Raw genomic sequence first — 25,815 nt, 5'->3', positions numbered from 1 at the left:
CTCCACCGCCGTAAAAGTTGTGTAACGAAACGGGACATTTCAAAAAGCACATGCTTAATAGAAAGGACTTGTTTCCCATCGGATCGATTACACATGTCAGCGGCACAGGTGAAGATGAACGAAGTATCTGCGCAACTTGCGCTTTCAGCAACAACCCGACGAGCAGACCCCACAACACTCTTTGCAGCGCAGAGGCAACTGGTGATTATTGTCGAACGGCTCGAAGACTGGGCATCGTACTTCCCCAGCGAAGACTTGATCAGCGCCCAGGACTATCTGGAAAAACCGCTGAAAGCCACGGCAGGCAAGCGTGTGCAAGTCATCAACCTGTGCCGCAGCTACAAATACCTGGGCCATGGTTATTACTGTTCCCTGCTGGCCGAAGCGCGCCAGCACAATGTCATTCCCTCGGTAAAGACCATCAGCGAATTGACCCGCAAGTCACTCTACGGCCTGGCACTCGATGACCTGGACAAGTTGCTGGAGACCGCACTTGAGGACCATCCCTATGACGACACCGAAGGGTTTACCCTGACACTGTACTTCGGTCAGACCACACTTGAGCCGTTGAAGGATCTCGCCCGTCAATTGTTTGAAGTCTTCCCCTGCCCGATCCTGATGGTGGAGTTTCGCAAGCGCGACAATTGGCACATTGCCGGTATCAAGGCCGGAGCTCTGCCGCGTCTGCGCGAGGATCAGCAGGATGAGTTCGCCACGGCGCTGGAGGGCTTCAGCCGCAACGTCTGGCGCCAGCCCAGTTCGCGGCGCATGGCCCGCTACGACCTTGCGATTCTGCATGATCCGCAGGAACAGCTGCCGCCCTCCAACCCTGAGGCGCTGGCCAATTTCATCCGCGTCGGTCAGCGTCTGGGCATCGATGTCGAGCTGATCGAAAAGAAAGACTACGCCCGACTGGCCGAGTACGACGCGCTGCTGATTCGTGAAACCACCAGCGTTGACAACCACACCTATCGCTTTGCCAAGAAAGCCGAAAGCGAGGGGCTGGTGGTCATGGATGACTCCACCTCGATCCTGCGCTGCACCAATAAGGTGTACCTGACCGACCTGCTCAAAAGCCATGATCTGGGCATGCCGCGAACGGAAATCCTCTACAAGGACCGCCCGGAAGAACTGCAACACGTGGCCACACGCCTGGGTTTCCCGCTGGTATTGAAGATTCCCGATGGCTGTTTTTCCAGAGGCGTGATCAAGGTCAGCACACCCGAGGAAATGCACACGGCAACGACCCAGCTGTTCGAGCACTCGGTATTGCTGCTGGCTCAGGAGTTTTTCTACACCGAGTACGACTGGCGCATCGGTATTCTCAATCGCAAACCGATATTCGCCTGCCAGTACTTCATGTCCAAGGGGCATTGGCAGATCTACAACCACAAGGCGATCGGTGCCGAGGTGATTGGCGAATGCCGCACGCTGGCGGTGCACGAAGCGCCGCGCGCCGTGGTCGAACTGGCGCTCAAGACCGCCAATCTGATTGGTGACGGCTTGTATGGCGTGGACTTGAAACAGTCAGGCGATCACGTGGTGGTGATCGAGGTCAACGACAACCCGAACCTGGATGCCGGCATCGAAGACGCTTATCTGCAGGATGATCTTTACAGCCTGGTGCTGGAAGAGTTCGTCCGCCGTCTGGAGCTCAAGCGCCTCGGTCAGGCATGGTGAAACGATGATTCAGGGCCTGAAACTCGACAACAACCAGTTGCTGGCATGTGATCCGCAAAAGGCTCAGGTGCTGTGGTTCAGCAAACCCGATGCCGGGGAACGCAGATTATTGCTGGAGCGATTTCACCTTGATGAGCATGCCGTTGCCTCGGCACTCGACCCGGACGAAATTTCGCGCATCGAGTTTCACCCTGATGCGTTGTTCGTCATCTGGAAACGTCCCGAGAACTATTCGGGCAAGGACAGCTTCTCGTTCGACGTTTCGTCCTTTGGCGTGCTGTTGAGCCGGGACCAGCTGGTGCTGATCTGCGATGACGAGCAACCCTTGAGCGCGCTGGGGGCTCACCGCCCGTTGGACCAGCCGCTGGATATCCTTCTGGAGCTGCTGTTCAACAATATTCATCACTATCTGGGCCATTTGAAAGTCATCAAGATGGTCGCCCGGGAATTGCAGCAGAAATTCAACTCTTCCCTGGAAAACCGCCATTTGCTGCAGATGTTCAACCTCAGCGAAAGTCTGGTGTATTACATCAATGCCATCCACAGCAACGGTGCGGTCCTGACGCGTCTGCGCAACCATGCGCAAGGCCGGCAATACGCAGCCGACAGCCTGGCGCTGATCGACGACATGATCATCGAGAACGATCAGTGCTACAAACAGGCCGAGATCTATTCCACGGTGTTCGCCGGGTTGATGGATGCGCGAGGCAATCTGGTCAATAACAGCACCAACACCCTGCTGCGCAAGCTGACCTTGATCAATGTGGTGTTTTTGCCGTTGAACCTGATTGCCGGGATCGGCGGCATGTCGGAATTCAGCATGATGACCGCCCCGCTGCACTGGTGGGTGGCTTACCCTGCACTGCTGCTGGCGATGCTCGGGATGGGGGCGGTGATGGTCTGGGGACTGCGCAGAATGGCGCGCGCAGCCTGAGCGGTTATTGCTCCCACTCGGCCTTGGCGATCTGCAGACCATGCAGGCCGTTGTAAGCTGCGCGCTCGGGGGACTGCCAGCCGTCCAGCAGCGACGCATCGAGGTCATAGATCTCGACGCCCAGCGGTCGGCAGACGCTCAACGGGTCCTGCGCATCAGGCCCCCACATCGGCAATGACAGGTCGCCACCCGGACACGTCGACAAGGCGCATAGCAGGTCGATTTCCGCGAAGAACTCCAGATAGTCGCCCTTCTGCGCCGGGCAGGCTTTCATGAAATACAGGTCGTCATGGTTCAGGCCGGTGCACTGGAAGATGTTCAGCACATCGTGCACATCGAACTCGGTCAGCCCGTGCGGCAGCACTGCGCGGGTCAGGTTGGAATGGCAGTGATGGTGAAAGTCTTCGCCGGTCAGCATCTTGTTGACGTAGGGATCGCAACGCGTGCCGAGCAGGTCATGCAGGCGGCCGCCGTGTTCGTCAGTTCCGTAACTGGCCAGACTGTCATCGGTGATGGTGACCAGCGGCCGTAAAAACGGCAGGTTCGACCACAGCCGGTCATGGGTGCTGACATGCGCGCCCTGCAACTGCCGCGTGCGCGCAGCCCACAGGCGCTCGCGGGGGTCGTTGGCGTTCCACACATTGAAATCACCCACCTGCGGGCCCACCGGTGTGGTGACCCGAAACACCTGACCGGCCTTGACCTTCCAAGCCCGCCCGGTACGAATCGGTACTTCGAACTGTTCGACGAGGGTGCGTTGCTGCGCATTCGTGCGGATGCGCTCATAAAAGGCAGTGTCCACTTGCAGCGCCGCGCCTTTGCTGACCTGGTAAGCGGCTGGATAGTCTTTGTACATACAGGGCTTCTCGGTGGCAGGATGTACCGATTGCTACTGCAAATTACAGGCCCGATTACTGGAAGTCCCGACTGCGCACATCCAGTCCGGTCAACAGCGGCGTCAGGTCATACAGCCGCTGGGCGATCAGGTGCCGTACGCCGCTTTTTGATTCCAGGCGCCCGAACACCTGCAGCAGTTGCGAGCCCACCAGCACCTTGCGCTGACGTTCGGCCAGGTCGCGCCAGATCACGACGTTGACCATGCCGAATTCGTCTTCCAGCGTCACGAAGGTCACGCCACTGGCGGTGCCCGGTCGTTGACGGCCAATGACCAGCCCCGCCACGCTGAGGGTCCGGTCGTTTTCCAGGTGTAACAAGTCTTGTGAGCTGCGAAAGCGCTTGGCAGCCAGTTGCCGGCGCAGCAAGGCCAGCGGGTGTGGGCCCAGGGTGGTGCCCAGCGTTGTGTAGTCGGCCACCAGGTCTTCGGCCACAGTCGGCAGTGGCAAGATCACTTGGGTTTCTTCGCTGGGCAGGTCGTCGAACAGCGGGCGCTGGGCCTCAACCCCGGCCACTTCCCAGCGCGCCCGGTGCCGATGGCCGATCAGGCCGCGCAAGGCACCGGAATCCGCCAGTGCTTCGGCGGCGCGCGAGTCCAATTCGGCGCGCAACGTCAGGTCCGTGGCATCGACAAACGGGCGTTTCGCGCGCGCGACTTCGATGCGCAAGGCATCTTCCTCACGAAAGCCACGGACCATGCGCAGCCCGAGGCGAATCGCCAGATTGCGTGTGCGGTCGGGATGATCGAGCGGCTCCAGCGAACAATCCCAGTCGCTGTAGCGCACATCCACCGGGCGGATTTCAATGTGGTGGCGACGTGCGTCTTGTAACAATTGATCCGGGCTGTAAAACCCCATCGGCCAACTGTTGATCAGCGCACAGGTGAACGCTGCCGGCTCGTGGCATTTGAGCCAGCAACTGGCGTAGGTCAGCAAGGCGAAACTGGCGGCGTGGGACTCGGGGAAACCATAACTGCCAAAACCCTTGATCTGTTCGAAAATCCGGTCGGCAAAGTCCGCTTCATAGCCTTTTTTCAGCATGCCCGTACGCAGCCGTTCGCGATGCGGCTCCAGCCCGCCGTGACGTTTCCATGCGGCCATCGCGCGGCGCAACTCGTCCGCTTCGCCCGGCGTGTAGTCGGCGGCCAGAATGGCCACTTCCATGACCTGCTCCTGGAACAGCGGCACACCCAGGGTGCGCTTGAATACGGATTCAAGCTTGGGCGGATAGGTGACTGCCTCTTCGCCATTGCGCCGCCGCAGGTACGGGTGAACCATGTCGCCCTGGATCGGCCCTGGCCGGACAATGGCGACTTCGATGACCAGGTCGTAGAATTTTTCCGGTCTGAGACGCGGCAGCATTGCCATCTGCGCACGCGACTCGATCTGAAACACGCCGATGGTGTCGGCGCGGCTGATCATTTCGTAGGTTTTCCGGTCGTCGCCCGGCAGACTTGCCAGGGTCCAGCGTTTGCCCCGGTGCAGATGCACCAGATCGAACGTGCGGCGCAAGGCGCTGAGCATGCCCAGCGCAAGAATGTCGACTTTCAGCAGGCCGACCAGGTCCAGGTCGTCCTTGTCCCACTGGATGATGGTGCGGTCGGCCATCGCGGCGTTCTCCACCGGCACCAAGGTCTCCAGTGGGTGTTCGGAAATCACGAATCCACCCGGGTGTTGCGACAGGTGCCGGGGAAAACCGATCAGTTCGCCGGTCAGCGCCAGCACGCGCTTGAGGATCGGCGTGTCGGCATCGAAGCCGTATTCGCGCAAGCGTTCAGGCGACGGCAATGAATCGCTCCAGCGGCTGAAGGCTTCGGCCAGGGCATTGATCTGGTCTGGCGGCAAGCCCAGCACCTTGGCCACGTCACGCATCGCGCCGGAGCCGTGATAAGTGCTAGCGACAGCAGTCAGCGCGGCCCGGCCCCGGCCATAGCGCCGAAAGATGTACTGAATGACTTCTTCGCGGCGGTCATGCTCGAAATCCACGTCGATATCCGGTGGCTCGTTGCGCTCTCTGGAGATGAAGCGCTCGAACAGTAGATTGCTCTTTTCCGGATTCAGCTCGGTGATCCCCAGCGCATAACACACTGCCGAGTTGGCCGCCGAGCCGCGTCCCTGACAAAGGATGTGCTGGCTGCGGGCAAACTCGACGATGTCATGCACGGTCAGAAAGTAGCTGTCGAACTTCTTTTCCGCGATCAGCGCCAGTTCCTTCTCGACCTGCGCACGGGTAGCTGGCGTCAGCCCCTTCGGCCAGCGTTTTCGGACACCGCGCTCGGTCAGTTCACGCAGCCACGACGTAGGTGTCTGGCCTTTGGGGACCAGCTCGTGCGGGTATTCATATTTCAATTGTTTGAGCTCAAACGTGCAGCGCCGGGCAATACGCACCGATTCGGCCAGCAGCCAGTCCGGGTAATGCTCGGCAAGCGCATCCAGTGGCCGTAAATGGCGCTCGCCGTTGGCAAACAACAGGTGCCCTGCTTCGGCCACGGTCGTGTGATGGCGAATGGCAGTCATGGTGTCCTGCAGGGCACGCCGGCCGCGTGCGTGCATGTGCACATCACCACTGGCTACTGCCGGGATACCCAATGATTGAGCCAGCGCCAGCAAGTCGGCCAGACGCTGCTCGTCATCCGCGCCGCGATGTAACTCCACGCCGAGCCAGAGGCGCTCGGCAAAGCGCTCACGCAACCAGCGTCCATGCGCCAGACAGGCTTGAGCGTCACCGTCGAGGTCCGGCAGCCATATGGCCAGCAACCCGTCCGGCGCAGGCTCGAAATCTTCACGCAACAACCGGTATTCACCTTTTTTGGCTCTGCGGCGTGCCACCGTGATCAATTTGCACAGCGCCTCATAGCCTGTCTGGCTTTCCACCAGCAGCACGGCTTTCGGCCCGTTCTCGATGTGCATTTCGCTGCCGATGATCAATGGCAGGCCGGTGCTGATGGACGCCTGCCATGCACGTACGATACCGGCCAGCGTGCACTCGTCAGTGATGGCCAGCGCCTGGTAGCCGTGGCGCAAGGCTCGTTCGAACAGCTCACGGGCGCTTGAGGCGCCGCGCTGAAAACTGAAGTTGGACAGGCAATGCAGCTCGGCGTATTCGCTTGTCATGCGAACCAGCCATGCAGCAGCAGTTCACCCTGCTCGCCCACGCTGCGATAGGCCCAGGCGCGCTGGCCGCTGGAGGTTTCGACCAGATAGTAGTCGCGACGTACATCGCCGCCGTCCCACCAGCCTGATTCGATTCGCTCGGGCCCCGCCACGATGCGCGTGGCATGAAGTGGCAGCGGCTGGGGTTCTCGCAGCAACCAGCCCGGGCGCGTACAACCCTTGCTCGGCAAGACCGGTTTGCTTGTGCTGTGCGGTTGCCAGGCGCATTCAGGGCGGTGATCGGCCTGAGCGCGTAAGCCATTGACCGACTCGTCGCCCAGACGCGCCCGCAGGCGCTCGCGCAGTTGCTCCCAGGGCAAGGTTTGCTGCACGCGCTCATCGAACAACTGACGGTGCGCCGGGACAAAATCCGGCAAGTCTCGCGCCAGCAGGCGCACGGCACGTACCGGCGACGCGACCAGCACCTGCTCCAGCCTGCCGCGGGCCAGTTCGAACAGCATCGAAGCATCGCGCTCGGCACTCAGCAGTCCGACGGGTACCACAGTCTCCGGACCTTCAACATGCTCCAGATGCAGGGAAAATCGCTGCACACCGCTGTCGCGTCCGGCGAGGAACAAGGCCAGATCGGCGATCAGCCGCTTGAGCGGAAACAACAGGGCCTGATGGGACTCGACATCGAAATTCAGCTCGATGCGTACATCGAAAAAATCCGGCGGCGTGTAGCATTCCAGCGCCACGGGGCGCTCGCCGAGCAAGGTGTCGAAGTGCTGCAGCACGCTGGCCGGAAACCGCCGTGCCAGCGTATCGCGGGGCAGCGCCAGCACCTGCCGCACGCTACGCAGCCCCATGCGCGTCAGGGCAGTAGCGGTTTCGCGGCTCAGGCCGATGCGTTCCAAAGGCATCTGCTCCAGACGGCGGCGCAATTCATGCGGACAGTCGATGCTCAGCCCGTCATGCATGTTGGCCAGCATTCGCGCGGCTATCGGGTTGGGCGCGACCACGATGCGATGGCGGAAACCCTGCGTGGTCAGCTCTTCACGCAAACGCGCCTCGAACACTGGCCAAGGGCCGAACAGCTTGAGGCTGGATTCGATTTCCATCAGCAGTACCCGCGGGTACTTGAGACTGACATTGGAGCTGAAACCGTAGGCCCAGGCCGCGAGCAGTTGCTGCAAACGCTCGATATCGGCCGGGTCATGCTCGATCGTGGTGAAGTTCGGCACCAGCGCCTGTGCTGCGGTCAGCGACTGCCCGGCTTTCAGCCCCAACGCACGCGCAGCCGGATTGACGCTCTGCAACACGCGACGTTGAGCGCTTCCGCTGATCAGCGCCAGCGGTTCATCGGGGTTGCCGTGACGACGCATGACGCCGTCCAGCGCCAGTTGCGGCAGCAAGACACAGGCCCAGAGCATAAGAACCTCAAGCGTCGGTCGGGAACGGAATGGGGAAAGGCGGCGCAAGTCCGCCCCGGCATTTGAGCACCCGCAACTGTGCCGGGCGGGTATCTATAGCTATGCGCAGGGCTGCGGGTGAAGGGTTGGCGGCGGCCTGCTGCGGGCGACAGGCAAAAGCCAGGGTCTGCCCGGTTTCGGCAGCCACCTGCAAGCGTCGCAGCGCACGGTCATCGACCATGCCGGGCCAGCACACGACCGCGCCACAACTGCCGGAACGCAGGCATTGCTCGGCGGCCCACAAGGCATCACGGGGACTCGCCTCGATTACCACCAACTGGCGCAGATCGACACCGGCGGCCAGCCAGGCCTGTGGGTACGGAATATAAGGCGGTGCGACCAGCACAATGCGCTCAGCGATTGCGGAAAGCCGTGCCAGGCTTGGCCACAGCAGGCGCAGTTCGCCGCTGCCATTGGCCGGAATGAGGATTTCAGTCAGGGCCGCTGCAGGCCAGCCGCCGGTGGGCAATGCAGCATCCAGCAACATGTGGCCACTGGTCTGCGGGCTGACCGGTGGCGCGCTCTGCTGGCGCCCTTTCCAGACCCTGCGCTCATCCAGCAAGGCATCCAGGCTGACCACCGCGCCCATCATTCGCGGCGCACCAGCCCGCAGAACACACCTTCGATGGCGAAGTCCTGATCGGGCGTGACGATGATCGGCTCGTAGGCCGGGTTGCGCGGCAACAGGCGCACCTGCTCGGCTCGGCGTTGCAGGCGTTTGATGGTCACCTCGCCGTCCAGCCGGGCAACCACGATCTGCCCGTCACTGGCCTGCGGGTTACGGTGCACGCCCACCAGATCGCCATCGAGAATACCGTCCTCGATCATCGAGTCACCCTGCACACGCAGCAGGTAGTCCGGCACACGGGTAAAGGTGCTGCGGTCCAGGTGCAGCGTGCTGTGTATATCGAGGTCAGGCCCGATAGGTGCGCCCGCCGCCACGCGCCCCAGTACCGGAATTTCCAGCAATTCGGGGAGTGGCTCACTGTTCAGCAGGCGAATGCCCCGCGCCTGATGCGCTACGACTTCGATCAGCCCGGCCTCGGTGAGGGCCACAATGTGTTTGCGCGCCACACTGCGCGAAGCAAAACCGAAAGCCTCGGAAATTTCCGCCAGGCTCGGTGATTGCCCCTGCTGCGCGATGCGATCGCGGATGAAGGTAAGGATGGCGCTGCGTCGAGGAGATAATGTGCTCATGGAGTACATTTGTACTCCACTGGTGATTTTGTGACTAGTACGGTTTGTCGGATTGACGCCGCACGCTCTCGCGCTTGGTGAACGTTAATTATTCGGATTTTCACAACGGTGAAATAAGAAACACCAGGTTTATTGCGCCAGCCAAAGCGTAGAGACTTGATGGCTCTTTCAACGATCAGGAGCACTCATTGTGATCACGCGCCAATTGGGTCAACTCGGTCCGCACGTATCCGCCGTCGGGCTGGGCTGCATGGGAATGTCGGACTTCTACACCACCGGCATCGATGAAAAGGAATCCATCGCCACCTTGCACCGCGCACTGGAGCTCGGTGTCACCTTTTTCGATACAGCGGACATGTACGGCCCGCACACCAATGAAGCCTTGCTTGGCCGGGCCCTCGAAGGCAAGCGTGAAGGTATTTATCTGGCCAGTAAGTTCGGCATCGTGCGTGGCGACGATCCGCATGCACGTGGCGTCAATGGCAGCCCGGCGTACATTCGCCAGTCCATCGACGCCAGTCTGAAGCGGCTGAACACCGATTACCTTGATCTCTATTATCAGCACCGCGTCGACCCAAAGGTGCCCATCGAGGACACCGTTGGCGCCATGGCCGAACTGGTCAAGGCTGGCAAGGTTCGCCATATAGGCATCTGTGAAGCCAGTGCAGCGACCATCGAAAAGGCCCACGCGGTACATCCGTTGGCGGCTGTGCAGAGCGAGTACTCACTCTGGTCACGCGATCCGGAACAGAATGGCGTGCTTGCCACCTGCCGTCGCCTGGGCATTGCTTTCGTGGCTTACAGTCCGCTCGGCCGGGGGTTTCTGACCGGTGAATTGCGCACTCCGGACGATTTCGCGGCCGATGACTATCGTCGCTTCACTCCACGGTTTCAGGGCGAAAACTTCAATCGCAATCTGCAATTGGTCGAGAAGGTCAAGGCACTGGCTACGGCCAGAGGCATCAGCGCGTCGCAACTGGCGCTGGCCTGGGTGCTTGCCCAGGGAGAGGACATCATTCCGATCCCGGGCACCAAACAGCGCAAGTACCTGGAAAGCAACGTGGCCGCAGCTTCATTGACGCTGAGTACCGATGACCTTGCCCAGCTGGAAGCGATTTTTCCGGCTCAGGGGTCGGCATCCGGCGAGCGCTATAGCGCGGAGTCGATGAAGTCCCTCAATGGCTAACGCTTGCGATTCGAGATCAGGTCGCCTCAGGGCAGGTCTCGGTGCCGTTGTTGAGGCCCTGTTTTTGATTCTTGTAATCGAGCGTGGCCTTGCCATCGACCCATTTCAGGGTGACGACAATCACTGAGTCGAAATCATCGTTCGTCCAGTCATCCAGCAGGTTAGTGCTCTTGCCGGACGCTTCTTCAGCAACCTTGTTGATCAGCTCCGGCAGGTAGCCATGCGACCAGGCGGTGTAGATAACTGCGTTGTGGTACTTGTCCCGCATCAGCTCATCGGCCAGGTCTGCGGTGTCGTTGGCACCAAAGTCGAGGTTGACGGGCAGACCCAGTTTGATTGCGCTGGGCCCTACCGTCATCAGCGGACGCACGTAGCTGTAGGACTGATCGCCCTCACCCTCTTCCACATGTCGGCTCGGATTGGCAGCGAAAATGAAGTCAGCCTTGCCGAATTCCCTGGGCAGGACTTCCGACAGTTCTATCGCCCTGTTAAGCCCCTGACAGTTCAGTTGCCCCAACCCCATGGCCGGTTTTTCGGCATGCCGAAGGAATACCAGTGTCTGGGTGCCATTCTTGGGCTCTGCATGCACGCCTTTGCCCATGGTGAACAGGGCCAGGGCCGAAGCCACCAGCAAGGAGGGGAAGAAGCACCACGCAAGACGGCGCTGAAGTCGGGTGATGGAAGGCATTTTCGGCATATTCATTATTTTCTGAGTCCGGTGCGCATTTGAAAGGGGACAGCCATCTGGCTAGTGCGAATACGCAGGCTTGTGCAGCTCGCCCTGGAAATTTCTGCGGATCAGTCAAACAGGGTCACGCGCGAATCCACGCGCGAATCTTAGTGCGCACATGTTTCGAAATTAAGAATGTGGACGATTAAGAGTGTCAAAAAACGATTCTGTTGCAATACCGGCAAAAAAATCGTCTGACAAGCAGAGAAAATGTCAAAAAATCGTCGAAAGATGGGTCATCAGACCGACTGTTTGCCTGGCAACAGCCATTCAACAGACCGCTGTCAGATCAACATCACGGACGTCGGAAAACCGCGTAAGGCCCCGGAATTCAAGCACCCTGGTGTTTGGCATAGAGCGTGCAATATTCCTGTTCTGAATTTCACGCCCTGCGAACTGCCTGTTTTGGAATATACCAGCCGGTCGCTGCGGCTCTAGTTTTCCTGACCTGGATGCCACTATGCCACAACCCTCCGTTTCCTTTCGGTTGCTGTCTCCCCGTGCGCTGATTCGCTGGATGGCCAGCACCTGCGTATTGGCGTTGAGCCTCAACGGCGCGGTGCAGGCCGCCGAGGCCGTACCTGCCGAAATCCGTCTGGACTATGCCTACTATTCGCCGGTCAGCCTGGCGCTCAAGCATTTTGGCTGGCTGGAGAAAGCCCTGCCGGAGGCGAAAGTCACCTGGGTGTTGAGCCAGGGCAGCAACCGCTCGCTGGAATACCTGAACAGTGGCAGCGTCGACTTTGCATCGTCGGCCAGCCTGTCTGCGGTGCTGGCCCGGGCCAATGGCAGCCCGATCAAATCGGTGTATGTCTACAGCCGGGCAGAATGGACGGCTCTGGTGGTGCGCAAGGATTCTCCCCTGCAATCGGTTGCCGAACTCAAAGGCAAGAAAATAGCCGCCACCAAAGGCACCGACCCTTATCTGTTCACCTTGCGCGCGCTGCAGAAGGCCGGGCTGAAAAAGGATGATGTCGAGTTGCTGCACCTGCAGCATCCCGATGGACGCATCGCACTCGAAAAAGGCAACGTAGATGCCTGGGCAGGGCTTGACCCGCACATGGCGGCCAGTGAAATACAGTCCGGCTCGCGCCTGCTTTACCGCAACAAGGACTTCAACAGCTATGGCGTACTGAGCGTCACGGAAACCTACGCCAAGGAGCATCCACAGGCGATCAGAACAGTATTGAGCGCTTATGAGCAGGCTCGGGAATGGGCAGTGAAAAACCCTGACGAGCTGGCCAGGCTGCTGGCGACCGAGTCGGGTTTGCCGCTGGAAGTCGCCAGGCTGCAATTGACCCGCACAGACCTGAGCAACCCGCAACTGAGCGCGAAAGACATGGAAGCGTCCAAGGCCGCGGCGCCGATTCTGGTTTCCGAGGATCTGGTGCGCAAAGGCGTCAATGTCGAGCAGGTCATCGATCAACTGATCACGCCTGAATTCTCCAAAGCCGTGATCGCCACTCCATGACCAGCCGGGACAAAGCGTTGTCTGCATCAGCGCAGGCAGCACCGGACAAGTCGCAACCAACGCTTTGGCAGCGCTACCGAACGCCACTCAAGGGCCTGGTGGTGCCGGCGGCGATCATCGTCCTGCTGGAAGTTATCGTCCGTATCGGCTGGCTGCCTGCCTACCAGATGCCAGCGCCCAGCGAGATCGTGCTGACCCTTCGCGATCTGGCGGACGGTGCGTTGTGGAAGCACATCAGTGCCAGTCTGTTGCGTGTGCTCAGCGGCTTTGTGATCGGCGCGAGCCTGGCCCTGGTGTTTGCTGCGTGGGTGGGGCTCAGTCGTGAAGCAGAGGCGTATCTGGAGCCGACGTTCGCCGGGCTTCGCTCCATTCCAAGCCTGGCTTGGGTGCCGCTTCTGCTGTTGTGGCTGGGCATTGGCGAAACATCGAAAATCGTGCTGATTGCCATCGGCGCGTTCTTTCCGGTCTACCTCAACGGCGTGGCCGCGATTCGAGGCATTGACCGAAAGCTGGTGGAAGTCGGCCAGATGTATGGCTTGAGCCGCTATCGCCTGACCCGGCGCATTCTTCTGCCCGCCGCCCTGCCCGGCCTGTTTACCGGTTTGCGCAACGGCATGAGCCTGTCGTGGATGTTTCTGGTGGCCGCCGAGCTGATCGCGGCCACCAAAGGCCTGGGCTACCTGCTCAGTGACGGACGCGAAACCTCGCGCCCGGACATCGTGCTGGCAGCCATCATCGTTCTGGCCACACTGGGCAAACTCAGCGACGGTCTGCTGGCAAACCTGGAAAAACGCTTCCTGGCCTGGCGCGACACATTCAACGGGCAAAGCCGTGAGGGTTGATAGATGCCGGAATCACTGATGGACATACGCGTCGACCACAAGGCATTTGCGGGCAATACCGTACTGCACGGCATCGATCTGTCGCTGCAGTCGGGGGAAATCGTCAGCCTGCTGGGCCCCAGCGGCTGCGGCAAAAGCACGCTGCTGAGAATTGTCGCCGGACTGGAGCAGGATTTTCGTGGCTCGGTGCGGCGCATTCAGGGCGAAGTGGCGTTCGTGTTTCAAGAGCCCCGCCTGATGCCCTGGCTGACCGTCGCACAGAATATCGGTTTCAGTGATGATGACCGCTACGACCGCCGCTGGGTCGGTCAATTGATCGAAGAAGTGGGCCTGTCCGGTTTTGCCGACGCCTTGCCCAAAGCGCTGTCAGGTGGCATGGCGCAGCGTGTGGCGATCGCGCGCGGCCTGTATTCGCACCCGGCGGTGTTGCTGCTGGATGAACCGTTCAGCGCAGTCGATGCGTTTACCCGGATGAAGCTTCAGGACCTGCTGCTGCAACTGGCTGCGCGCCATGCCATCACCCTGTTGCTGGTGACCCATGATGTCGACGAGGCGTTGTACCTGAGTGACCGTGTTCTGGTGATGGGCAGCCGTCCCGGCACAATCACCCACGATTTGCCGGTCGGGCTGCAGACACCGAGGGATCGTCGCGATCCGCTGCTGGCGCGATTGAAGGCTCAGGCGCTGACCGAGCTGCAGCAGGCCCATGTCATCTGAACAGCGTTACCTGCCGGCCCTGAATGTGTCCCAGAGCTTCTCGCGCAACGTATTGATAGTGTCCGAGACCTGAGACATCACGAACAGGCGGCTCAGCATGTCGGCGTCCGGGTACACCGTGGTATCGGTCCACAGGCCGGGACCGATCAGCGCGTCGGCCTTTTCATTGCCATTGGCGTAATGCACCGTATTGGTGATGTTGGCGATCACTTCGGGGCGCAACAGGTAATTCAGAAACGCGTAGGCGCCCTTGGTATCGGTGGCGTCAGCCGGTATGGCGACCATGTCGAACCACATGGGTGCGCCCTCCTTCGGAACGACATAATCGATGGTAAAGCCATTGCCTTCTTTCTGCGCCTGCTCCTGAGCCTGGGAAATATCCCCGGAATAGCCCACTGCGACACAAATACTGCCCTTCGCGAGGTCGGCGATGTAATCGGCAGAGCTGAAATTGCGTATGTACGGCCGTACGCTGTCCAGTACCGCCTTTGCCTGACGGTAGTCGTCAGGCACTTCACTGTGCGGCGGCAAGCCAAGGTAATTCAGGGTGATCGGCAGAAGAGCCGGTGCGCTGTCGAGAAATACGACACCGCATTGGGCGAGTTTTTTCATGTTTTCCGGCTTGAGCACCAGATCCCATGAATCGAGCGGTACATCCTTGCCGAGGATGGCCTTGACCTTGGCTACGTCATAGCCGATGCCGGTACTGCCCCACAGATAGGGGAAACCATGCTGATTACCGGGGTCACTGCCCTCCAGCGCCTTGAGCAGGACCGGGTTGAGGTTTTTCCAGTTGGGCAATTGACGCTTGTCGAGGGTTTTGAGCAGCCCACTCTGGATTTGTCTTCCCATGAAATGAATGGACGGAAAAATCACATCGTAGCCGGAGTGGCCGGCCAGCAGTTTTGCGTTCAGCGCCTCATTGGTTTCAAAGGTTTGGTAAGTGGTCTTGAAGCCGGTGGCGGCTTCGAAATTCTTCAGGGTGTCCGGCGCTATATAGTCCGTCCAGTTGTAGATATTGACCGTCTCCGCCGCGTGACTGGTGGAGGCCAGCAACACCAGTGCGGCAAGGGATTTTCTCAGCATGTGCAGTTCCTCGGGTCAATAGCGACAGCTTGCCCCAGACCCGGCACGAAAACCATCCTCGTCACGGCAAATTCAGTCCGTTGAAGGACTTGCGGCAGCGGCTCGGCAGATGCATGGAGCGTGCCCATTGATACCTTCGAATGACACCGGTCATATAATTGATTTTTTTATGCTGCGTCATAAAAAATTTTTCCAGAACGGCACTGGCAAATGCTATTTTCAGTATTCGTCAGACCGCTCAGCGATCCTGCTGGAAAGCAACTTGACCGACCGATGATGCGTACTGCTGGTCATCGTCTCGTCATCATGGCTTTACCGGACGCATTCTGGCTGTCTGCCTACCCATTGGAGCAAGGGAAGTGCTCGATTGATTCAGGTGGGCCATCGTCATGACTAAAGTCACATTCCCCAATGCATGCCAACTGATGCGCTGGCACTTCCATCCCGTGGGCTTTGAAGCCTCGATGGATGCGCCAGGGAGCATGATTGCGCGACTTTTCGACCGTGCCAGCGGTGAGACCGTGGTCGCCATTGCCGGCCTGCCCTGTTCTACCGTGATGAATGCCGCAGACGTGGAGCGCATCATCGAAGCGATCGAGGACGAGCTGGAGTTATTCGGCACTCAGACGCAACGACAGATCGCCGGTTTCATCTGACATGAACGCCTCAGCCAGCACGAACCCTGTTACGCAGGTCTTCGAAGAAAGGCTTGTCGCGGGCAATCCTGTCTGACGCTTTGGGCACCTGAACTGCTTCTCCCGAACTGGCGCTTTCATCGATATACCAATAACAGTGCCGCGCCGAGCGAGTAATGGCGACATAGGCCAGACGCAAGACTTCATCCTTCTGTGCTGTATCGAATGGCTGAAGATCACTCGCATCACCCAGCCCTGCCAACCGGTAAACCTGATTCTTGTATGGCGAGACGGTCAGATGCTGACAATCGCCCAGCAGAAATACGGCATCCGCCTGCAAGCCCTTGGAACTGTGGTAGGTCAGCGTTCGGATGCGGCGATTCTGCGCGCCATTTGCCGAATCAGCGTCGATCAATACCTGCAGGCGCGTCGAGAAACGTGCCTTCTCGCTGCCCTTGCGGTACAGCAGCAGGATCGAGTCGCCATCGTGATAGTGCTCGGCGACCCGCTCGGCAAGCTCGTCCTCATCGCGATCCAGTACCTTGACCGGCAGCAGCTCCTGGAGCGTGCCACTGGCGCGGGCCTTCTTGCCGGGGATAGCCGGGGCCGCACGGACGATGTGCTCGGCGGCGTCGATGATGTGCTGATGACTGCGAAAATTGTCGCTGAGCATGACCCTGGTGGTCGCCGGGGAGGAAAACTCCTTTGCGAACTCCATGAAGTATTTCGGTGAACTGCCGCGCCAGCCGTAGATCGACTGCCAATCGTCACCGACACATAACAACGATGAGTGCTGAGCGATGCGGCCGGTGTGCAATGCCGGACCACGACGCCTGATTTCGCGCAGGCTGGCGCGTAGCCATGAAACGATCTGCGGCGAGACGTCCTGGAACTCGTCGATCATCAAATGCGCCAAGGGTCTGAGCATCGGGTCACTGACGTGCTTGAGGTTCTCGGGAGACGTTTCGCCGAACAAGGCAAACATGCGGTTGTAGGTCATGATCGGCGGCGATTGAGCCAGCAGGTGCGTTTCGAAGGCTTTCCAGAACAGGCTGAGCGCTTCGAAGAAGAAACGGTCCGGGTCATCGCTGGCAAAACTCATCTCGGATACAGCGCTCGGCACATCCAGCCCGAGGTTCTCGATGAAGCTGGCAGCCGTGACAAAACAGTCAAGCAAGGGTGCCGCACCGAGCTCGCCCTTGACCCGGTAATCGAATCCAGGCCCCGCGACGGCATCGCCTGCCAGGGATTGCAAAACCTGATTGGCTGACTGGTAATTATCCATCCATATCAAAGGCTTATTGCAGAAAGCTTGAAACAGGGTGCGCTTTATGACGCCCTCTGCCCACACCGGTAACTTGGCGCCAGGGCGCTTGAGTTGCTGGTCCTCACTGGCGTCCAGACCCAGCACAACCCAAGCATCCAGCTCAGCGATATAGCCGTGAAACGAAAATGAAAAACCATTTATTTCAACAGCTTGGCGCATGGGCTCAATGCCCTTTATAGGCCAGGCCCCGGCGCGGATCCACAAGTCTTCAACGGTGTCACACCACTCTTCATCGCGTTTCGAGGACAATTCGGTCACGGCGACCCGTTTCTGCACATCAGGGTGATCGCGGTCCAGTTCCTTGAGCTGCAGGGCATGGCGATACAGCGGCGCCATGACTTCGCGAAAACGCTCATTGCCAGCGTACAGATCGCGATAGCAGAGATTGAGTTGCTGGCGCTGCGCATCGTTGATCCGCAAGTCGAAGGGGTTGCTGTCCGCCTCTTCCAGACCGGAAGACTGGCTGCTCAGGTTCTCGAACGCGCGCAGCTGCTCAAACCCCGGCAGACTGCGCACCAGCGGCAGAATGCGTGAATGGAAGGTGCGCACTACCTCGCGCGCCTGCTTTTGCTCCAGCGCATGCCCCCAGAGGGCCATGATGTCGATCAGTTTGCTGATGAAGTCCTTGCGCGACTCGCGGGTGAAGGTCACCACCGTCATGGCGTTCAGTTCGAAGCCCAGGTAGTGATGCAGCAGCAGAATCCGCAGTACCAGCGACGTGGACTTGCCCGCGCCCGCCCCGGCAATCACGTAGGTCGACGGCGTGTCGCTGAAAATCATCTTCCACTGTGCCGTGCTGGGCTGGGCATGTGCGGGGAGCTTTTCGGCGACATCGGCCTTGATGCGCTTTTTCAGTTCAGGTGTGAGTGCCAGTCGCCAGTCATCGAACAGATGATCATCGACCTTGGGGCCACGATGCCGTGCTGGCCGGGTATCGCTGATGACCAGCACCTGACGGCCCGACTCTTGGCCATCCAGATAACCCTCTTCATAGCCTTCACGCACGCCTTCGATGTGGCCGTTCAGATAACCGTCGGCATGCCCCTGCGACCATGAGGGCGCGTGCTGCGAGCGCAGTCCGGTAAGACCACGCCCCATCAGCCGCGCCAACAGGCGTCGAAAAAACGGCAATTGCCGGGGCGGTACAAGGTCGACATCCAGGTCATGAGGAAGCGCAGAAGGCAGGTCGTCAGGCACGCAGACTCCGGTGGTGGGCTCGCAGGCGAAAAGGTCGCCTATGGTGGCCGGATTTTCGCGCGGGTTCCAGCGAAATGCTTGTCTGTCAGTGTGTTAGCCGATCAACTGCATGTTCTGTGGCAAGTGCCATCAGACTGGCATGACCGACTTGGGCACCAGCGCGCCTGGATGCTGGATCACGATACTGGCCAGACTATGCCCTGCTTCCGCCGCCTGCAGCGGGTGGTCACCCGTGAGCCGGGCCGCAAGATAGCCAGCACTGAAGGAGTCACCCGCTGCCGTGGTGTCGACCACACGCTCGACCTTCTGCGCTGCGATGTCGAAACGTTCGCCGCCGGCTTCGACGAGGCAACTCTGCGCGCCACGCTTGACGACGATTTCACCGATGCCGCGCCCGCGATAGGCGGCCAGCAGCTGTTCGCTGTCGGCATAGCCATACAGTGCCTGCTCGTCGTCTTCGGTCAGCAAGGCCAGATCCACATGCTGCAGACACGCACGGTAGGCTTCGCGGGCCTGCTCGACACTGGCCCACAGCCGCGGACGATAGTTGTTGTCGAAGGCGACCCTGACTCCGCGCTGACGAGCACGCGCCAATGCCTCCAGCAGTTTGGCACGCCCCTGCTCGCCAAGCACTGCCAGGGTAATGCCGCTGAAATACAGCACGTCATAGCTGGCCAGCGCTGCCAGGATCGGCTCGGCCGCCGGGGTCATGAAGCAGTCCCGCACGGCAGCTTCGTTGCGCCAGTAGAGAAAGCGCCGCTCACCATTGGCGTCGGTCTTGATGCAGTAGAGTCCCGGCAAGCGTCCGGGCAGGCGCTGCACCTTGCCCAGACCGATGCCCTCGTCCGCCCAGATCCGGCACATCGCATCGCTGAAGCTGTCGTCACCCAGTGCCGTAACGTAGTCGACCTTGGCCCGCTCACCCAGCAATCGGGAAAGGTAGACCGCCGTATTGAGTGTGTCGCCGCCGAAGCTCTGGCGCAGACTGCCATCGGCATGTTGTTGCAGTTCGATCATGCATTCGCCGATCAGGGCGACCCGTGGAAGGCTCATGTGACGATACTCCTGCAAATACTTTGACTAGAAATATGTACTGAAAGACTCGATCACGTGTAGGTCATTATCCACCAGGCAACCTGAACGCCACTTGTCGAACGTCAGACACGGGTGCGAGGTGCCGAAGGAAATGATATCGCCGACCTTCAACTCGCATCCGGGTGCAACCGTCATGAACGCGTGCTGGTCCATAACCGCCGTCACCTTGCAGGCGCTCACATCGTCGCCAGCCGATTGCACGCCTGGCTTGTAACGCAGCAGCGGGTTGGGCAACCCGGCGTCGTAGGCAACATCGCGCTTGCCCATGGCAATCACTGCAAAGCCCGGTTCCGGCAGGGATTGCACATGCGCCCAGACCTCCAGGGCCGGGCGCAGTGCTTCGCTCAATTCGGCGCGCCGATCCAGCACGCAGCACTGCGCGTCCTTGTAGATGCCGTGGTCATGCACCACATAGCTGCCGGGCCGCAGCACGCTGAGGAAGCGCTCGCGAACAGACTGGGCATCGAAGGCTTCGGCGATCAGGTCATACCAGGCCGAGCCGGAGGCTGTGACGATCGGGCGATCCAGGGCGAAGGCGCCCTTGTCCTGCAGGTCGACAGCCAGGCGCACAAGCGATGCGGCAAAGGCCTTGATGCCTTGGATGGCGTGGTCGCCGTGGATGACGCCCTCGTACCCTTCAATGCCGGTCAATGCCAGCGCCGGCTGTGCCAGAACAGCGTCGGCCAGTGCCAGCACCTGCTCTTCGCTACGGCAGCCGCAACGCCCGCCAGGTACGCCGTATTCGATCATCACGTTCAAACGCAGGCCACGCGCAGCGAAAAACTCGCCCAGCGCAGTGACATTGTCCGGATGGTCGACCATGCAGTGAAACTCGAACATGGGATCAGCCAGCATGTCGGCAACGATTGCCATGTTCGGCGCACCGACCAATTGGTTGGCCATCAGCACCCGGCGCACGCCATGCGCATAAGCGGCCTGCGTCTGGACCGCCGTGGCGAGGGTCATGCCCCATGCGCCTGCGTCCAATTGCCGGCGAAACAGCGCGGGCACCATACTGGTCTTGCCGTGCGGTGCCAGCTCTGCACCGCTGTCGCTGACAAACTGCTGCATCCAGCGAATATTGTGTTGCAGCGCCTGATTATGAATTACCAGTGCGGGCAGGCTGACATCACTGACCAGGCTGTCACCCGGCTGCGCAGTACCCTTGTCCATTACGGCGGTGCTCATCGGTAATCTCCTGCGGTTATTCATTGATACGGCGAGCCAGGCCATTGGCGCTTTCGATCAGCACCCGCCGATAGTCGTCGTAGTGGGTCTTGGCGTCGGCACGCGGCGCGACGATGCACAGCGTGGCGATGCACTGACCGTGTTCGTTGTTCACCGGAGCGGCGAAGCAGTGGGTGAAGGTGTCAGCCACGCTATTGAAGGAAAAGAAGCCCTCCTCGCCGGCCTTGCGGATTTCCCGAAGAAAGGTCTCCAGCGGCAGACGTTCGCCCCCCGGCAGAATGAAGTCGTCGGGGTCGATCAGGTCGATGATCTGCTGATCGCTCAGGTGACTGAGCAACAGACGTCCGGACGCCGTCCATGGGATGGGCGCGTTCTCGCCGATGTCCGAAGAAATCCTGAAATGACGCTCACCCTCCTTCATCAGCGCCACGGTGTATTTGCGACCATTGAGCAGGCACATCTGCGCAGTTTCCCGCGTCCGGCTGACGATCTCACACAGGCAGGCCTCGGCCTCGCGAGTGAAATCGAAGTGCCGCAAGTGTGCCTGCCCCAGAAAATACAATTGACGGCCCAGATAGACATGCCCGTCCTTGCCCACCGTCTCCAGAATCCGCCGCTCCAGCAACGATGCCACCAGCTCGTAAACCGTCGATTTGGGGCTGCCGATCCCGCTGGCAATCTCATTGGGGCGCATGGGCCTGGCCTTTTCCTTGAGAAAATCCAGGATATCGAACGCCCGGTCCAGTCCACGTGCCCGGCGCTTGATAGTGTCTTCGGTCATGAGATTCGTTCCTTGGGAAAGCGGCAAGCCAAAAGCCTCAGGTGATCGGGCTTCCGGCTTGCAACGTGTAGCTGTACGTGTGCTATTTGCGTTTGTAGGCAATACAGTCGATTTCGACCTTGCAGTCGACCATCATGCTGGCCTGAACGCAAGCGCGTGCCGGCGCATGCTCGGGGGTGAAGTACTCACCGAATACCTTGTTGAAACTCCAGAAGTCCCGCGGGTCCTCCAGCCATACACCGACCCGGATCACATCCTTGAGCGCATAACCGGCCTCTTCAAGAATTGCGATCAGGTTGCGCATGGTCTGGTGCGTCTGCTCGACGATGCCGCCGACGATGATCTCGCCATCCAGCGCAGGTACCTGGCCGGAAACGTGCAACCAGCCGTCAGCCTCGACGGCGCGAGCGAATGGGCGTGGCTGGCCGCCTCCTGCTGTGCTGCCTGCGCCATAACGGGTAATAGTCATGAGTTTTTCCTTGTCTTGAAGCATTGGACGTAGTGAACGTTTAAAAACGGATGTTCTTGAGAAACTCGCTCAAGCGCGCCGACTTCGGCTGCTCGAACAAGGCCTTGGGTGGCCCCTGCTCTTCGATGCGGCCCTGATTCATGAACACGATCTGATCCGACACTTCGTAGGCGAAACGCATTTCGTGCGTCACCAGCAGCATGGTCATGCCCTCCTCGGCCAGGTCCTTGATGACGCTCAGCACTTCGCCCACCAGCTCCGGATCGAGTGCCGAAGTGACTTCGTCAAACAACATCAGGCTGGGGTTCATGGCAATGGCGCGTGCAATCGCCACACGCTGCTGCTGCCCGCCGGACAACTGACCGGGGAAGTGATTGCGCCGCTCCAGCAGGCCGACCCGGTCCAGCCACTTTTCGGCCAGCGCAACGGCTTGATCCTTGGGCATCTTCTTGACCTTGAGCAAGCCCAGGGTGACGTTCTGCAAGGCGCTGAGGTGCGGAAACAGGTTGAATTGCTGGAAGGCCATGCCGGTCATTGCCCGGTGTTGCGCGATCAGACGCTCCGGATGGCGGGTGCGCTTGCCGTCTACGTTGCTGTAGCCGATGTCCTGCCCCTCAAGACGGATATGCCCGCCCTGAAACTCTTCCAGCAGGTTGACGCAGCGCAGCAAGGTGGTCTTGCCCGAGCCGCTGGAACCGATCAGGGTCACGACATTGCCTTTCTGCATGCGCAGATCGACGCCCTTGAGCACTTCCACTGCGCCGTAGGATTTATGCAAGCCTTCGATGCTGAGCAGCGCCGGGCCGGGGTTATGAGTCTGTGTCATGGCAATGCCACCCGTTTTTCGATTTGCCGCCCAAGAAGCTCGATGGCGTAGTTGATGAGAAAGAACAGGAAACCTGCAAACAGGTAGAACTCCAGGGTCATGAACGTGCGCGCGATCACCTGCTGGGTGCTGAGCAGCAGTTCAGCCACACCGATCACCGAAAGCAGCGTCGACGCCTTGACGATCTCGGTCGAGGAGTTGACCCAGGTCGGCAGGATCTGGCGCATGGCCTGAGGCAGCAACACATAGCGCAGCGACTGGCCGAAGCGCAGACCGATGGCCTTGCCGGCTTCCAGTTGGCCACGGGGAATGGCCTGCAGGGCGCCGCGCACGATTTCCGAAACGTGAGAGCCGCAGAACAGCGTCAGGCCTATTGCGCCGGCCTGAAACGCGCTGATCTGCCAACCCAGCGCCGGCACCATGTAAAAGACCGCCAGCACCAGCACGAACACCGGGGTACCGCGAATCAGATCCACATAGAGCCGGATCGGCAAGCGCGCGAAAAAACCGCCGTAGGTCAGCACCAGACCGGCCAGCATGCCGATCAGAGTACCTGCGGCAATCGCCAGCGCCGAGCACTGGATACTGGTCAGAAAACCGGACCAGAGCACTTCCCGCGCATTCCACAATTCCTGCAACCAGCCAGGGGGTTGATACATGACAGCCTCCTAGCGGCGAATCGCCAGACGTTGTTCGAGGGTGCGCAGAAGCAGAGCGATCACGTAGCAGGCCACCACATAGAGTGCTGTGGTCACCAGCCAGGTTTCGATCACCCGGTAGCTTTCGACGTTGATCTTGCGCGCGTAGTAGGTCAGCTCCGGCACGGCAATGGCGGCCGCCAGCGAGGTGTCCTTGAACAGAGAAATGAAGTTGTTGGAGAGCGCCGGCAATACATTGCGCAACATCACCGGCACGATGATATAGGCCCGCACCTGCCATTCGCCCAAGCCGATCGCCAGCCCCGCTTCACGCTGCCCTTTATGAATGCTCAGCAGCCCGGCACGGAACACTTCGGTCAGATAGGCACCGGCGTACAGCGACAACGTGACGATGAATGACGCCAGCTTGTCGAGTCGAATGCCCAGCCCGGGCAACGCGAAGTAGATCAGCAGGATCAACACCAGGATCGGCGTATTGCGTACCACCGTTACATAGATCGACGCGACGATACGCAACGCCTTGTAACGTGACAGCAGCGCAAATGCATTCGCCAGCCCGATCACACAACCAATCGCGATCGAGATCAGGGCCAGTTCCAGGCCAAGGCCCAACCCCGCCAGAAGGCTGGGGAAGTCGCGCCACACGGCATCAAAATTCAATTGGTAATTCATGCTTGCCCGTACCTGGCAGGGAAAGCCCGAGGGCCTGCCCTGCCGCTGAAGGTCAGAGTGGACTTATTTGTATTCCATCGGAAAGCCGATTGCAGGCACCGGCAGATCGACACCGAACCACTGCTTGAAAGACGCCGCGTAAGCCGGGAACTCGACACCGGTCATGGCTTCATGCAACGCGGTGTTGACGAAGTTCAGCCAGTCCTGATCGCCACGCTTGACCGCGCAGGCATAGGTTTGCGGGCTCCAGGCAAAGGCAGGCGAACGGTAGCGACCAGGGTTCTGCACCATCAGGTACTTGACCGAAGACTGATCGGTGGCCGCTGTATCGGCACGCCCGGAGTTGATCGCCTGGTACATCAGGTCGACGCTGTCGTACTGATCGACCTTGGCTTTGGGCAGTGCCTGATGCACCAGTTCCTCGGCGTACACGTTTTGCAGGACGGCCACGGTCACATCGTCACCTGCTGCCTTCAGGTCATCGATTTCCTTGTACTTGCTATTGGCAGGCAACAGCAGCGCCACACCCTCGCGGTAGTAGGGCAAGGTGAACGCCACCTGCTGTGCGCGACTGGCGGTAACGGTGATGAACTGGCAGCTGATGTCGACCTTGTCGGTCAGCAGGTTGGGGATACGTGCATCCGAGGACTGCACGACAAATTCCACCTTGCTCGGGTCATTGAACAGGCCTTTGGCGATGATTCTGCCAATGTCGATATCGAAGCCCTGCAACTTGCCGTCCGCGCCCTGAAAGTGCCACGGGGCATTGGTGCTGCCCGTGCCGACCACCAGATTGCCACGTTTCAATACGGCATCCAGCTTGCTGCCTTCGGCTGCCTGCACCGTATTGGCCAGCATGAATGAAGCTGAAAGAACAAAGGCACAAGCTTTCACAAAGGAAGGTCCGCGATGCATGACTTAAACTCCGCCGAAGTATTTGTTATTCCGCTATAGCGGATACAGGTATGTAACAACGGAATAGACAGCAGAAAGTGTGCCACAGAGGACGCGCGGAGAACACCGCATGAAAAAGTCGAGATAAATCAACAGACTGGAATTTTGGCTTGGAGCGGAGACGCGGGGGCGCATTGCGCAGGTAACGCTACCGATTGCCATATCTGAGTGCTAGGGCCCCACTCTTGTGCATATGCGCTGTTATCGGGCGTGGAGTATCGACGCGGTCAAGCCCGAAGCATGAGTGGGCGCACGCAACGCGTCCAGACCGGCATTCCCACGCGGGCGCATGGGAATGAGAGGTGTCAGTGTGAAAAGACTTAAAGGCAGGTAGCAATGGCCGCAGAGCGCAATGCGGCCTGAGCATCGCCTTGCGGGGCATAGAACTCAACGGCAGTGGTCGGGCCCTTGCCGCGCACGTCAGCGAAGTAGGTCGACTCAGTGGTAAACACGGTGAAGCCGCCGCCGGAGAGGTCATGAAGGAAGACGTCAGAGGACGTGCCGAACATGGCTTCGTTCTGCCAGGTCACCTGAATGCACTGGGCAACGGCGGCATCCTGCTTGGTGCTCGACAGGACCTTGTAGGGTCCTGCGGCACGTGCAGCACTGGAAGGCGCTGCACACCCGGTCAATAAGGTTGCCGCAATCACCGTCGCGCTTGTCAGAAACAGAAACTTCATGTCATGCCTTCGCTGATAAAAAGCCGATTCT

At 59.8% G+C, this 25,815-nt stretch carries 24 protein-coding genes; 7 read left to right on the top strand and 17 right to left on the bottom strand.

Annotated features, from left to right (window positions below):
* The first annotated feature begins 93 nt into the window (after positions 1-93).
* Positions 94-1,680, top strand: a complete 1,587-nt coding sequence (locus AO388_RS22285) for a RimK family alpha-L-glutamate ligase (RefSeq protein WP_003369538.1) — start codon at positions 94-96, stop codon at positions 1,678-1,680.
* Positions 1,681-1,684: 4 nt separating this feature from the next.
* The gene (locus AO388_RS22280) at positions 1,685-2,614 is read left to right on the top strand and encodes a magnesium transporter CorA family protein (protein WP_003369536.1); all 930 of its coding nucleotides are present in this window, start codon (positions 1,685-1,687) and stop codon (positions 2,612-2,614) included.
* A gap of 4 nt (positions 2,615-2,618) precedes the next feature.
* On the opposite strand, the gene AO388_RS22275 is transcribed toward AO388_RS22280, so the two are convergent.
* From AO388_RS22275 to lexA, 5 genes are read right to left on the bottom strand one after another with little or no spacing between them, the layout of a single operon-like run.
* Positions 2,619-3,470 carry an urea carboxylase-associated family protein gene (locus tag AO388_RS22275; protein ID WP_058417141.1) on the bottom strand — a complete coding sequence of 284 codons (852 nt, stop codon included), beginning with the start codon at positions 3,468-3,470 and terminating at the stop codon, positions 2,619-2,621.
* 55 nt (positions 3,471-3,525) lie between these two features.
* Positions 3,526-6,621 (bottom strand): error-prone DNA polymerase, encoded by a 3,096-nt coding sequence (locus AO388_RS22270; RefSeq protein WP_058417140.1) that lies wholly within the window; start codon positions 6,619-6,621, stop codon positions 3,526-3,528.
* Positions 6,618-8,033 (bottom strand): Y-family DNA polymerase, encoded by a 1,416-nt coding sequence (locus AO388_RS22265; protein ID WP_058417139.1) that lies wholly within the window; start codon positions 8,031-8,033, stop codon positions 6,618-6,620. Before AO388_RS22265 ends, AO388_RS22270 begins: the two co-directional genes overlap by 4 nt.
* Positions 8,034-8,040: 7 nt before the next feature.
* The gene (gene imuA / locus AO388_RS22260; RefSeq protein ID WP_058417194.1) at positions 8,041-8,661 is read right to left on the bottom strand and encodes a translesion DNA synthesis-associated protein ImuA; all 621 of its coding nucleotides are present in this window, start codon (positions 8,659-8,661) and stop codon (positions 8,041-8,043) included.
* On the bottom strand, positions 8,661-9,278 hold the full coding sequence (gene lexA / locus AO388_RS22255; protein ID WP_032609584.1) for a transcriptional repressor LexA: 618 nt from the start codon (positions 9,276-9,278) through the stop codon (positions 8,661-8,663). Before lexA ends, imuA begins: the two co-directional genes overlap by 1 nt.
* Positions 9,279-9,459: 181 nt before the next feature.
* Between lexA and AO388_RS22250 the strand changes: the two genes are divergently transcribed.
* Positions 9,460-10,455, top strand: coding sequence for an aldo/keto reductase (locus AO388_RS22250; RefSeq protein ID WP_003369523.1), 996 nt, complete (start codon positions 9,460-9,462; stop codon positions 10,453-10,455).
* A gap of 16 nt (positions 10,456-10,471) precedes the next feature.
* Here AO388_RS22250 and AO388_RS22245 read toward each other — a convergent pair whose 3' ends face one another.
* Positions 10,472-11,158 (bottom strand): hypothetical protein, encoded by a 687-nt coding sequence (locus AO388_RS22245; protein WP_032609586.1) that lies wholly within the window; start codon positions 11,156-11,158, stop codon positions 10,472-10,474.
* Positions 11,159-11,645: 487 nt separating this feature from the next.
* Between AO388_RS22245 and AO388_RS22240 the strand changes: the two genes are divergently transcribed.
* Genes AO388_RS22240 through AO388_RS22230 form a run of 3 tightly spaced genes read left to right on the top strand, consistent with a single transcriptional unit; the run spans position 11,646 to position 14,215 of the window.
* The gene (locus AO388_RS22240) at positions 11,646-12,656 is read left to right on the top strand and encodes an aliphatic sulfonate ABC transporter substrate-binding protein (RefSeq protein WP_058417138.1); all 1,011 of its coding nucleotides are present in this window, start codon (positions 11,646-11,648) and stop codon (positions 12,654-12,656) included.
* Positions 12,653-13,498, top strand: coding sequence for an ABC transporter permease (locus tag AO388_RS22235; protein WP_058417137.1), 846 nt, complete (start codon positions 12,653-12,655; stop codon positions 13,496-13,498). The genes AO388_RS22240 and AO388_RS22235 overlap by 4 nt, the downstream gene beginning before the upstream one ends.
* Positions 13,499-13,501: 3 nt before the next feature.
* Positions 13,502-14,215, top strand: coding sequence for an ABC transporter ATP-binding protein (locus tag AO388_RS22230; RefSeq protein WP_003369514.1), 714 nt, complete (start codon positions 13,502-13,504; stop codon positions 14,213-14,215).
* Positions 14,216-14,221: 6 nt separating this feature from the next.
* Here AO388_RS22230 and AO388_RS22225 read toward each other — a convergent pair whose 3' ends face one another.
* Positions 14,222-15,301 (bottom strand): polyamine ABC transporter substrate-binding protein, encoded by a 1,080-nt coding sequence (locus AO388_RS22225; RefSeq protein WP_058417136.1) that lies wholly within the window; start codon positions 15,299-15,301, stop codon positions 14,222-14,224.
* Positions 15,302-15,690: 389 nt separating this feature from the next.
* Between AO388_RS22225 and AO388_RS22220 the strand changes: the two genes are divergently transcribed.
* Entirely contained in the window at positions 15,691-15,957 is a 267-nt protein-coding gene (locus AO388_RS22220; protein WP_003420677.1) for a DUF1652 domain-containing protein, read from the top strand.
* A gap of 10 nt (positions 15,958-15,967) precedes the next feature.
* Here AO388_RS22220 and AO388_RS22215 read toward each other — a convergent pair whose 3' ends face one another.
* The 10 genes from AO388_RS22215 to AO388_RS29775 all read right to left on the bottom strand — a co-directional run bounded on the left by AO388_RS22215 (position 15,968) and on the right by AO388_RS29775 (position 25,784).
* A complete protein-coding gene (locus AO388_RS22215) occupies positions 15,968-18,460 on the bottom strand; it encodes a UvrD-helicase domain-containing protein (protein ID WP_058417135.1) in 2,493 nt (830 codons plus the stop codon).
* Between the two features lie 129 nt (positions 18,461-18,589).
* Positions 18,590-19,513, bottom strand: coding sequence for a sugar kinase (locus tag AO388_RS22210; protein ID WP_058417134.1), 924 nt, complete (start codon positions 19,511-19,513; stop codon positions 18,590-18,592).
* A 27-nt stretch (positions 19,514-19,540) separates the two neighbouring features.
* Positions 19,541-20,743, bottom strand: coding sequence for an amino acid deaminase (locus AO388_RS22205; RefSeq protein WP_003369502.1), 1,203 nt, complete (start codon positions 20,741-20,743; stop codon positions 19,541-19,543).
* 16 nt (positions 20,744-20,759) lie between these two features.
* Positions 20,760-21,524: an IclR family transcriptional regulator gene (locus AO388_RS22200; protein WP_003369500.1), complete on the bottom strand. Its 765-nt coding sequence runs from the start codon at positions 21,522-21,524 to the stop codon at positions 20,760-20,762.
* Between the two features lie 82 nt (positions 21,525-21,606).
* Positions 21,607-21,993 (bottom strand): RidA family protein, encoded by a 387-nt coding sequence (locus AO388_RS22195; protein WP_003369497.1) that lies wholly within the window; start codon positions 21,991-21,993, stop codon positions 21,607-21,609.
* A 40-nt stretch (positions 21,994-22,033) separates the two neighbouring features.
* On the bottom strand, positions 22,034-22,819 hold the full coding sequence (locus AO388_RS22190) for an amino acid ABC transporter ATP-binding protein (protein ID WP_003345505.1): 786 nt from the start codon (positions 22,817-22,819) through the stop codon (positions 22,034-22,036).
* Positions 22,816-23,478 carry an amino acid ABC transporter permease gene (locus AO388_RS22185; RefSeq protein WP_003434088.1) on the bottom strand — a complete coding sequence of 221 codons (663 nt, stop codon included), beginning with the start codon at positions 23,476-23,478 and terminating at the stop codon, positions 22,816-22,818. The genes AO388_RS22190 and AO388_RS22185 overlap by 4 nt, the downstream gene beginning before the upstream one ends.
* 9 nt (positions 23,479-23,487) lie before the next feature.
* Positions 23,488-24,150 (bottom strand): amino acid ABC transporter permease, encoded by a 663-nt coding sequence (locus AO388_RS22180; RefSeq protein ID WP_003345502.1) that lies wholly within the window; start codon positions 24,148-24,150, stop codon positions 23,488-23,490.
* Between the two features lie 63 nt (positions 24,151-24,213).
* Positions 24,214-25,065, bottom strand: coding sequence for a transporter substrate-binding domain-containing protein (locus tag AO388_RS22175; RefSeq protein WP_003416527.1), 852 nt, complete (start codon positions 25,063-25,065; stop codon positions 24,214-24,216).
* Positions 25,066-25,424: 359 nt separating this feature from the next.
* On the bottom strand, positions 25,425-25,784 hold the full coding sequence (locus AO388_RS29775) for a hypothetical protein (protein WP_003369487.1): 360 nt from the start codon (positions 25,782-25,784) through the stop codon (positions 25,425-25,427).
* Positions 25,785-25,815 lie beyond the last annotated feature (31 nt).

Origin of the sequence: Pseudomonas sp. ICMP 10191, assembly GCF_001467335.1 — a bacterium.
GTDB lineage: Bacteria > Pseudomonadota > Gammaproteobacteria > Pseudomonadales > Pseudomonadaceae > Aquipseudomonas > Aquipseudomonas cerasi.
This window is presented reverse-complemented; position numbering and strand designations above follow the sequence as displayed.

Excerpts from the sequence above, each read along its gene's own strand:
- AO388_RS22285 (WP_003369538.1), top strand. The coding sequence starts at position 94 with ATGTCAGCGGCACAGGTGAAGATGAACGAAGTATCTGCGCAACTTGCG.
- AO388_RS22280 (WP_003369536.1), top strand. The coding sequence starts at position 1,685 with ATGATTCAGGGCCTGAAACTCGACAACAACCAGTTGCTGGCATGTGAT.
- AO388_RS22275 (WP_058417141.1), bottom strand. The coding sequence starts at position 3,470 with ATGTACAAAGACTATCCAGCCGCTTACCAGGTCAGCAAAGGCGCGGCG.
- AO388_RS22270 (WP_058417140.1), bottom strand. The coding sequence starts at position 6,621 with ATGACAAGCGAATACGCCGAGCTGCATTGCCTGTCCAACTTCAGTTTT.
- AO388_RS22265 (WP_058417139.1), bottom strand. The coding sequence starts at position 8,033 with ATGCTCTGGGCCTGTGTCTTGCTGCCGCAACTGGCGCTGGACGGCGTC.
- imuA (WP_058417194.1), bottom strand. The coding sequence starts at position 8,661 with ATGGGCGCGGTGGTCAGCCTGGATGCCTTGCTGGATGAGCGCAGGGTC.
- lexA (WP_032609584.1), bottom strand. The coding sequence starts at position 9,278 with ATGTACTCCATGAGCACATTATCTCCTCGACGCAGCGCCATCCTTACC.
- AO388_RS22245 (WP_032609586.1), bottom strand. The coding sequence starts at position 11,158 with ATGAATATGCCGAAAATGCCTTCCATCACCCGACTTCAGCGCCGTCTT.
- AO388_RS22240 (WP_058417138.1), top strand. The coding sequence starts at position 11,646 with ATGCCACAACCCTCCGTTTCCTTTCGGTTGCTGTCTCCCCGTGCGCTG.
- AO388_RS22235 (WP_058417137.1), top strand. The coding sequence starts at position 12,653 with ATGACCAGCCGGGACAAAGCGTTGTCTGCATCAGCGCAGGCAGCACCG.
- AO388_RS22230 (WP_003369514.1), top strand. The coding sequence starts at position 13,502 with ATGCCGGAATCACTGATGGACATACGCGTCGACCACAAGGCATTTGCG.
- AO388_RS22225 (WP_058417136.1), bottom strand. The coding sequence starts at position 15,301 with ATGCTGAGAAAATCCCTTGCCGCACTGGTGTTGCTGGCCTCCACCAGT.
- AO388_RS22220 (WP_003420677.1), top strand. The coding sequence starts at position 15,691 with ATGACTAAAGTCACATTCCCCAATGCATGCCAACTGATGCGCTGGCAC.
- AO388_RS22210 (WP_058417134.1), bottom strand. The coding sequence starts at position 19,513 with ATGAGCCTTCCACGGGTCGCCCTGATCGGCGAATGCATGATCGAACTG.
- AO388_RS22205 (WP_003369502.1), bottom strand. The coding sequence starts at position 20,743 with ATGAGCACCGCCGTAATGGACAAGGGTACTGCGCAGCCGGGTGACAGC.
- AO388_RS22200 (WP_003369500.1), bottom strand. The coding sequence starts at position 21,524 with ATGACCGAAGACACTATCAAGCGCCGGGCACGTGGACTGGACCGGGCG.
- AO388_RS22195 (WP_003369497.1), bottom strand. The coding sequence starts at position 21,993 with ATGACTATTACCCGTTATGGCGCAGGCAGCACAGCAGGAGGCGGCCAG.
- AO388_RS22190 (WP_003345505.1), bottom strand. The coding sequence starts at position 22,819 with ATGACACAGACTCATAACCCCGGCCCGGCGCTGCTCAGCATCGAAGGC.
- AO388_RS22185 (WP_003434088.1), bottom strand. The coding sequence starts at position 23,478 with ATGTATCAACCCCCTGGCTGGTTGCAGGAATTGTGGAATGCGCGGGAA.
- AO388_RS22180 (WP_003345502.1), bottom strand. The coding sequence starts at position 24,150 with ATGAATTACCAATTGAATTTTGATGCCGTGTGGCGCGACTTCCCCAGC.
- AO388_RS22175 (WP_003416527.1), bottom strand. The coding sequence starts at position 25,065 with ATGCATCGCGGACCTTCCTTTGTGAAAGCTTGTGCCTTTGTTCTTTCA.
- AO388_RS29775 (WP_003369487.1), bottom strand. The coding sequence starts at position 25,784 with ATGAAGTTTCTGTTTCTGACAAGCGCGACGGTGATTGCGGCAACCTTA.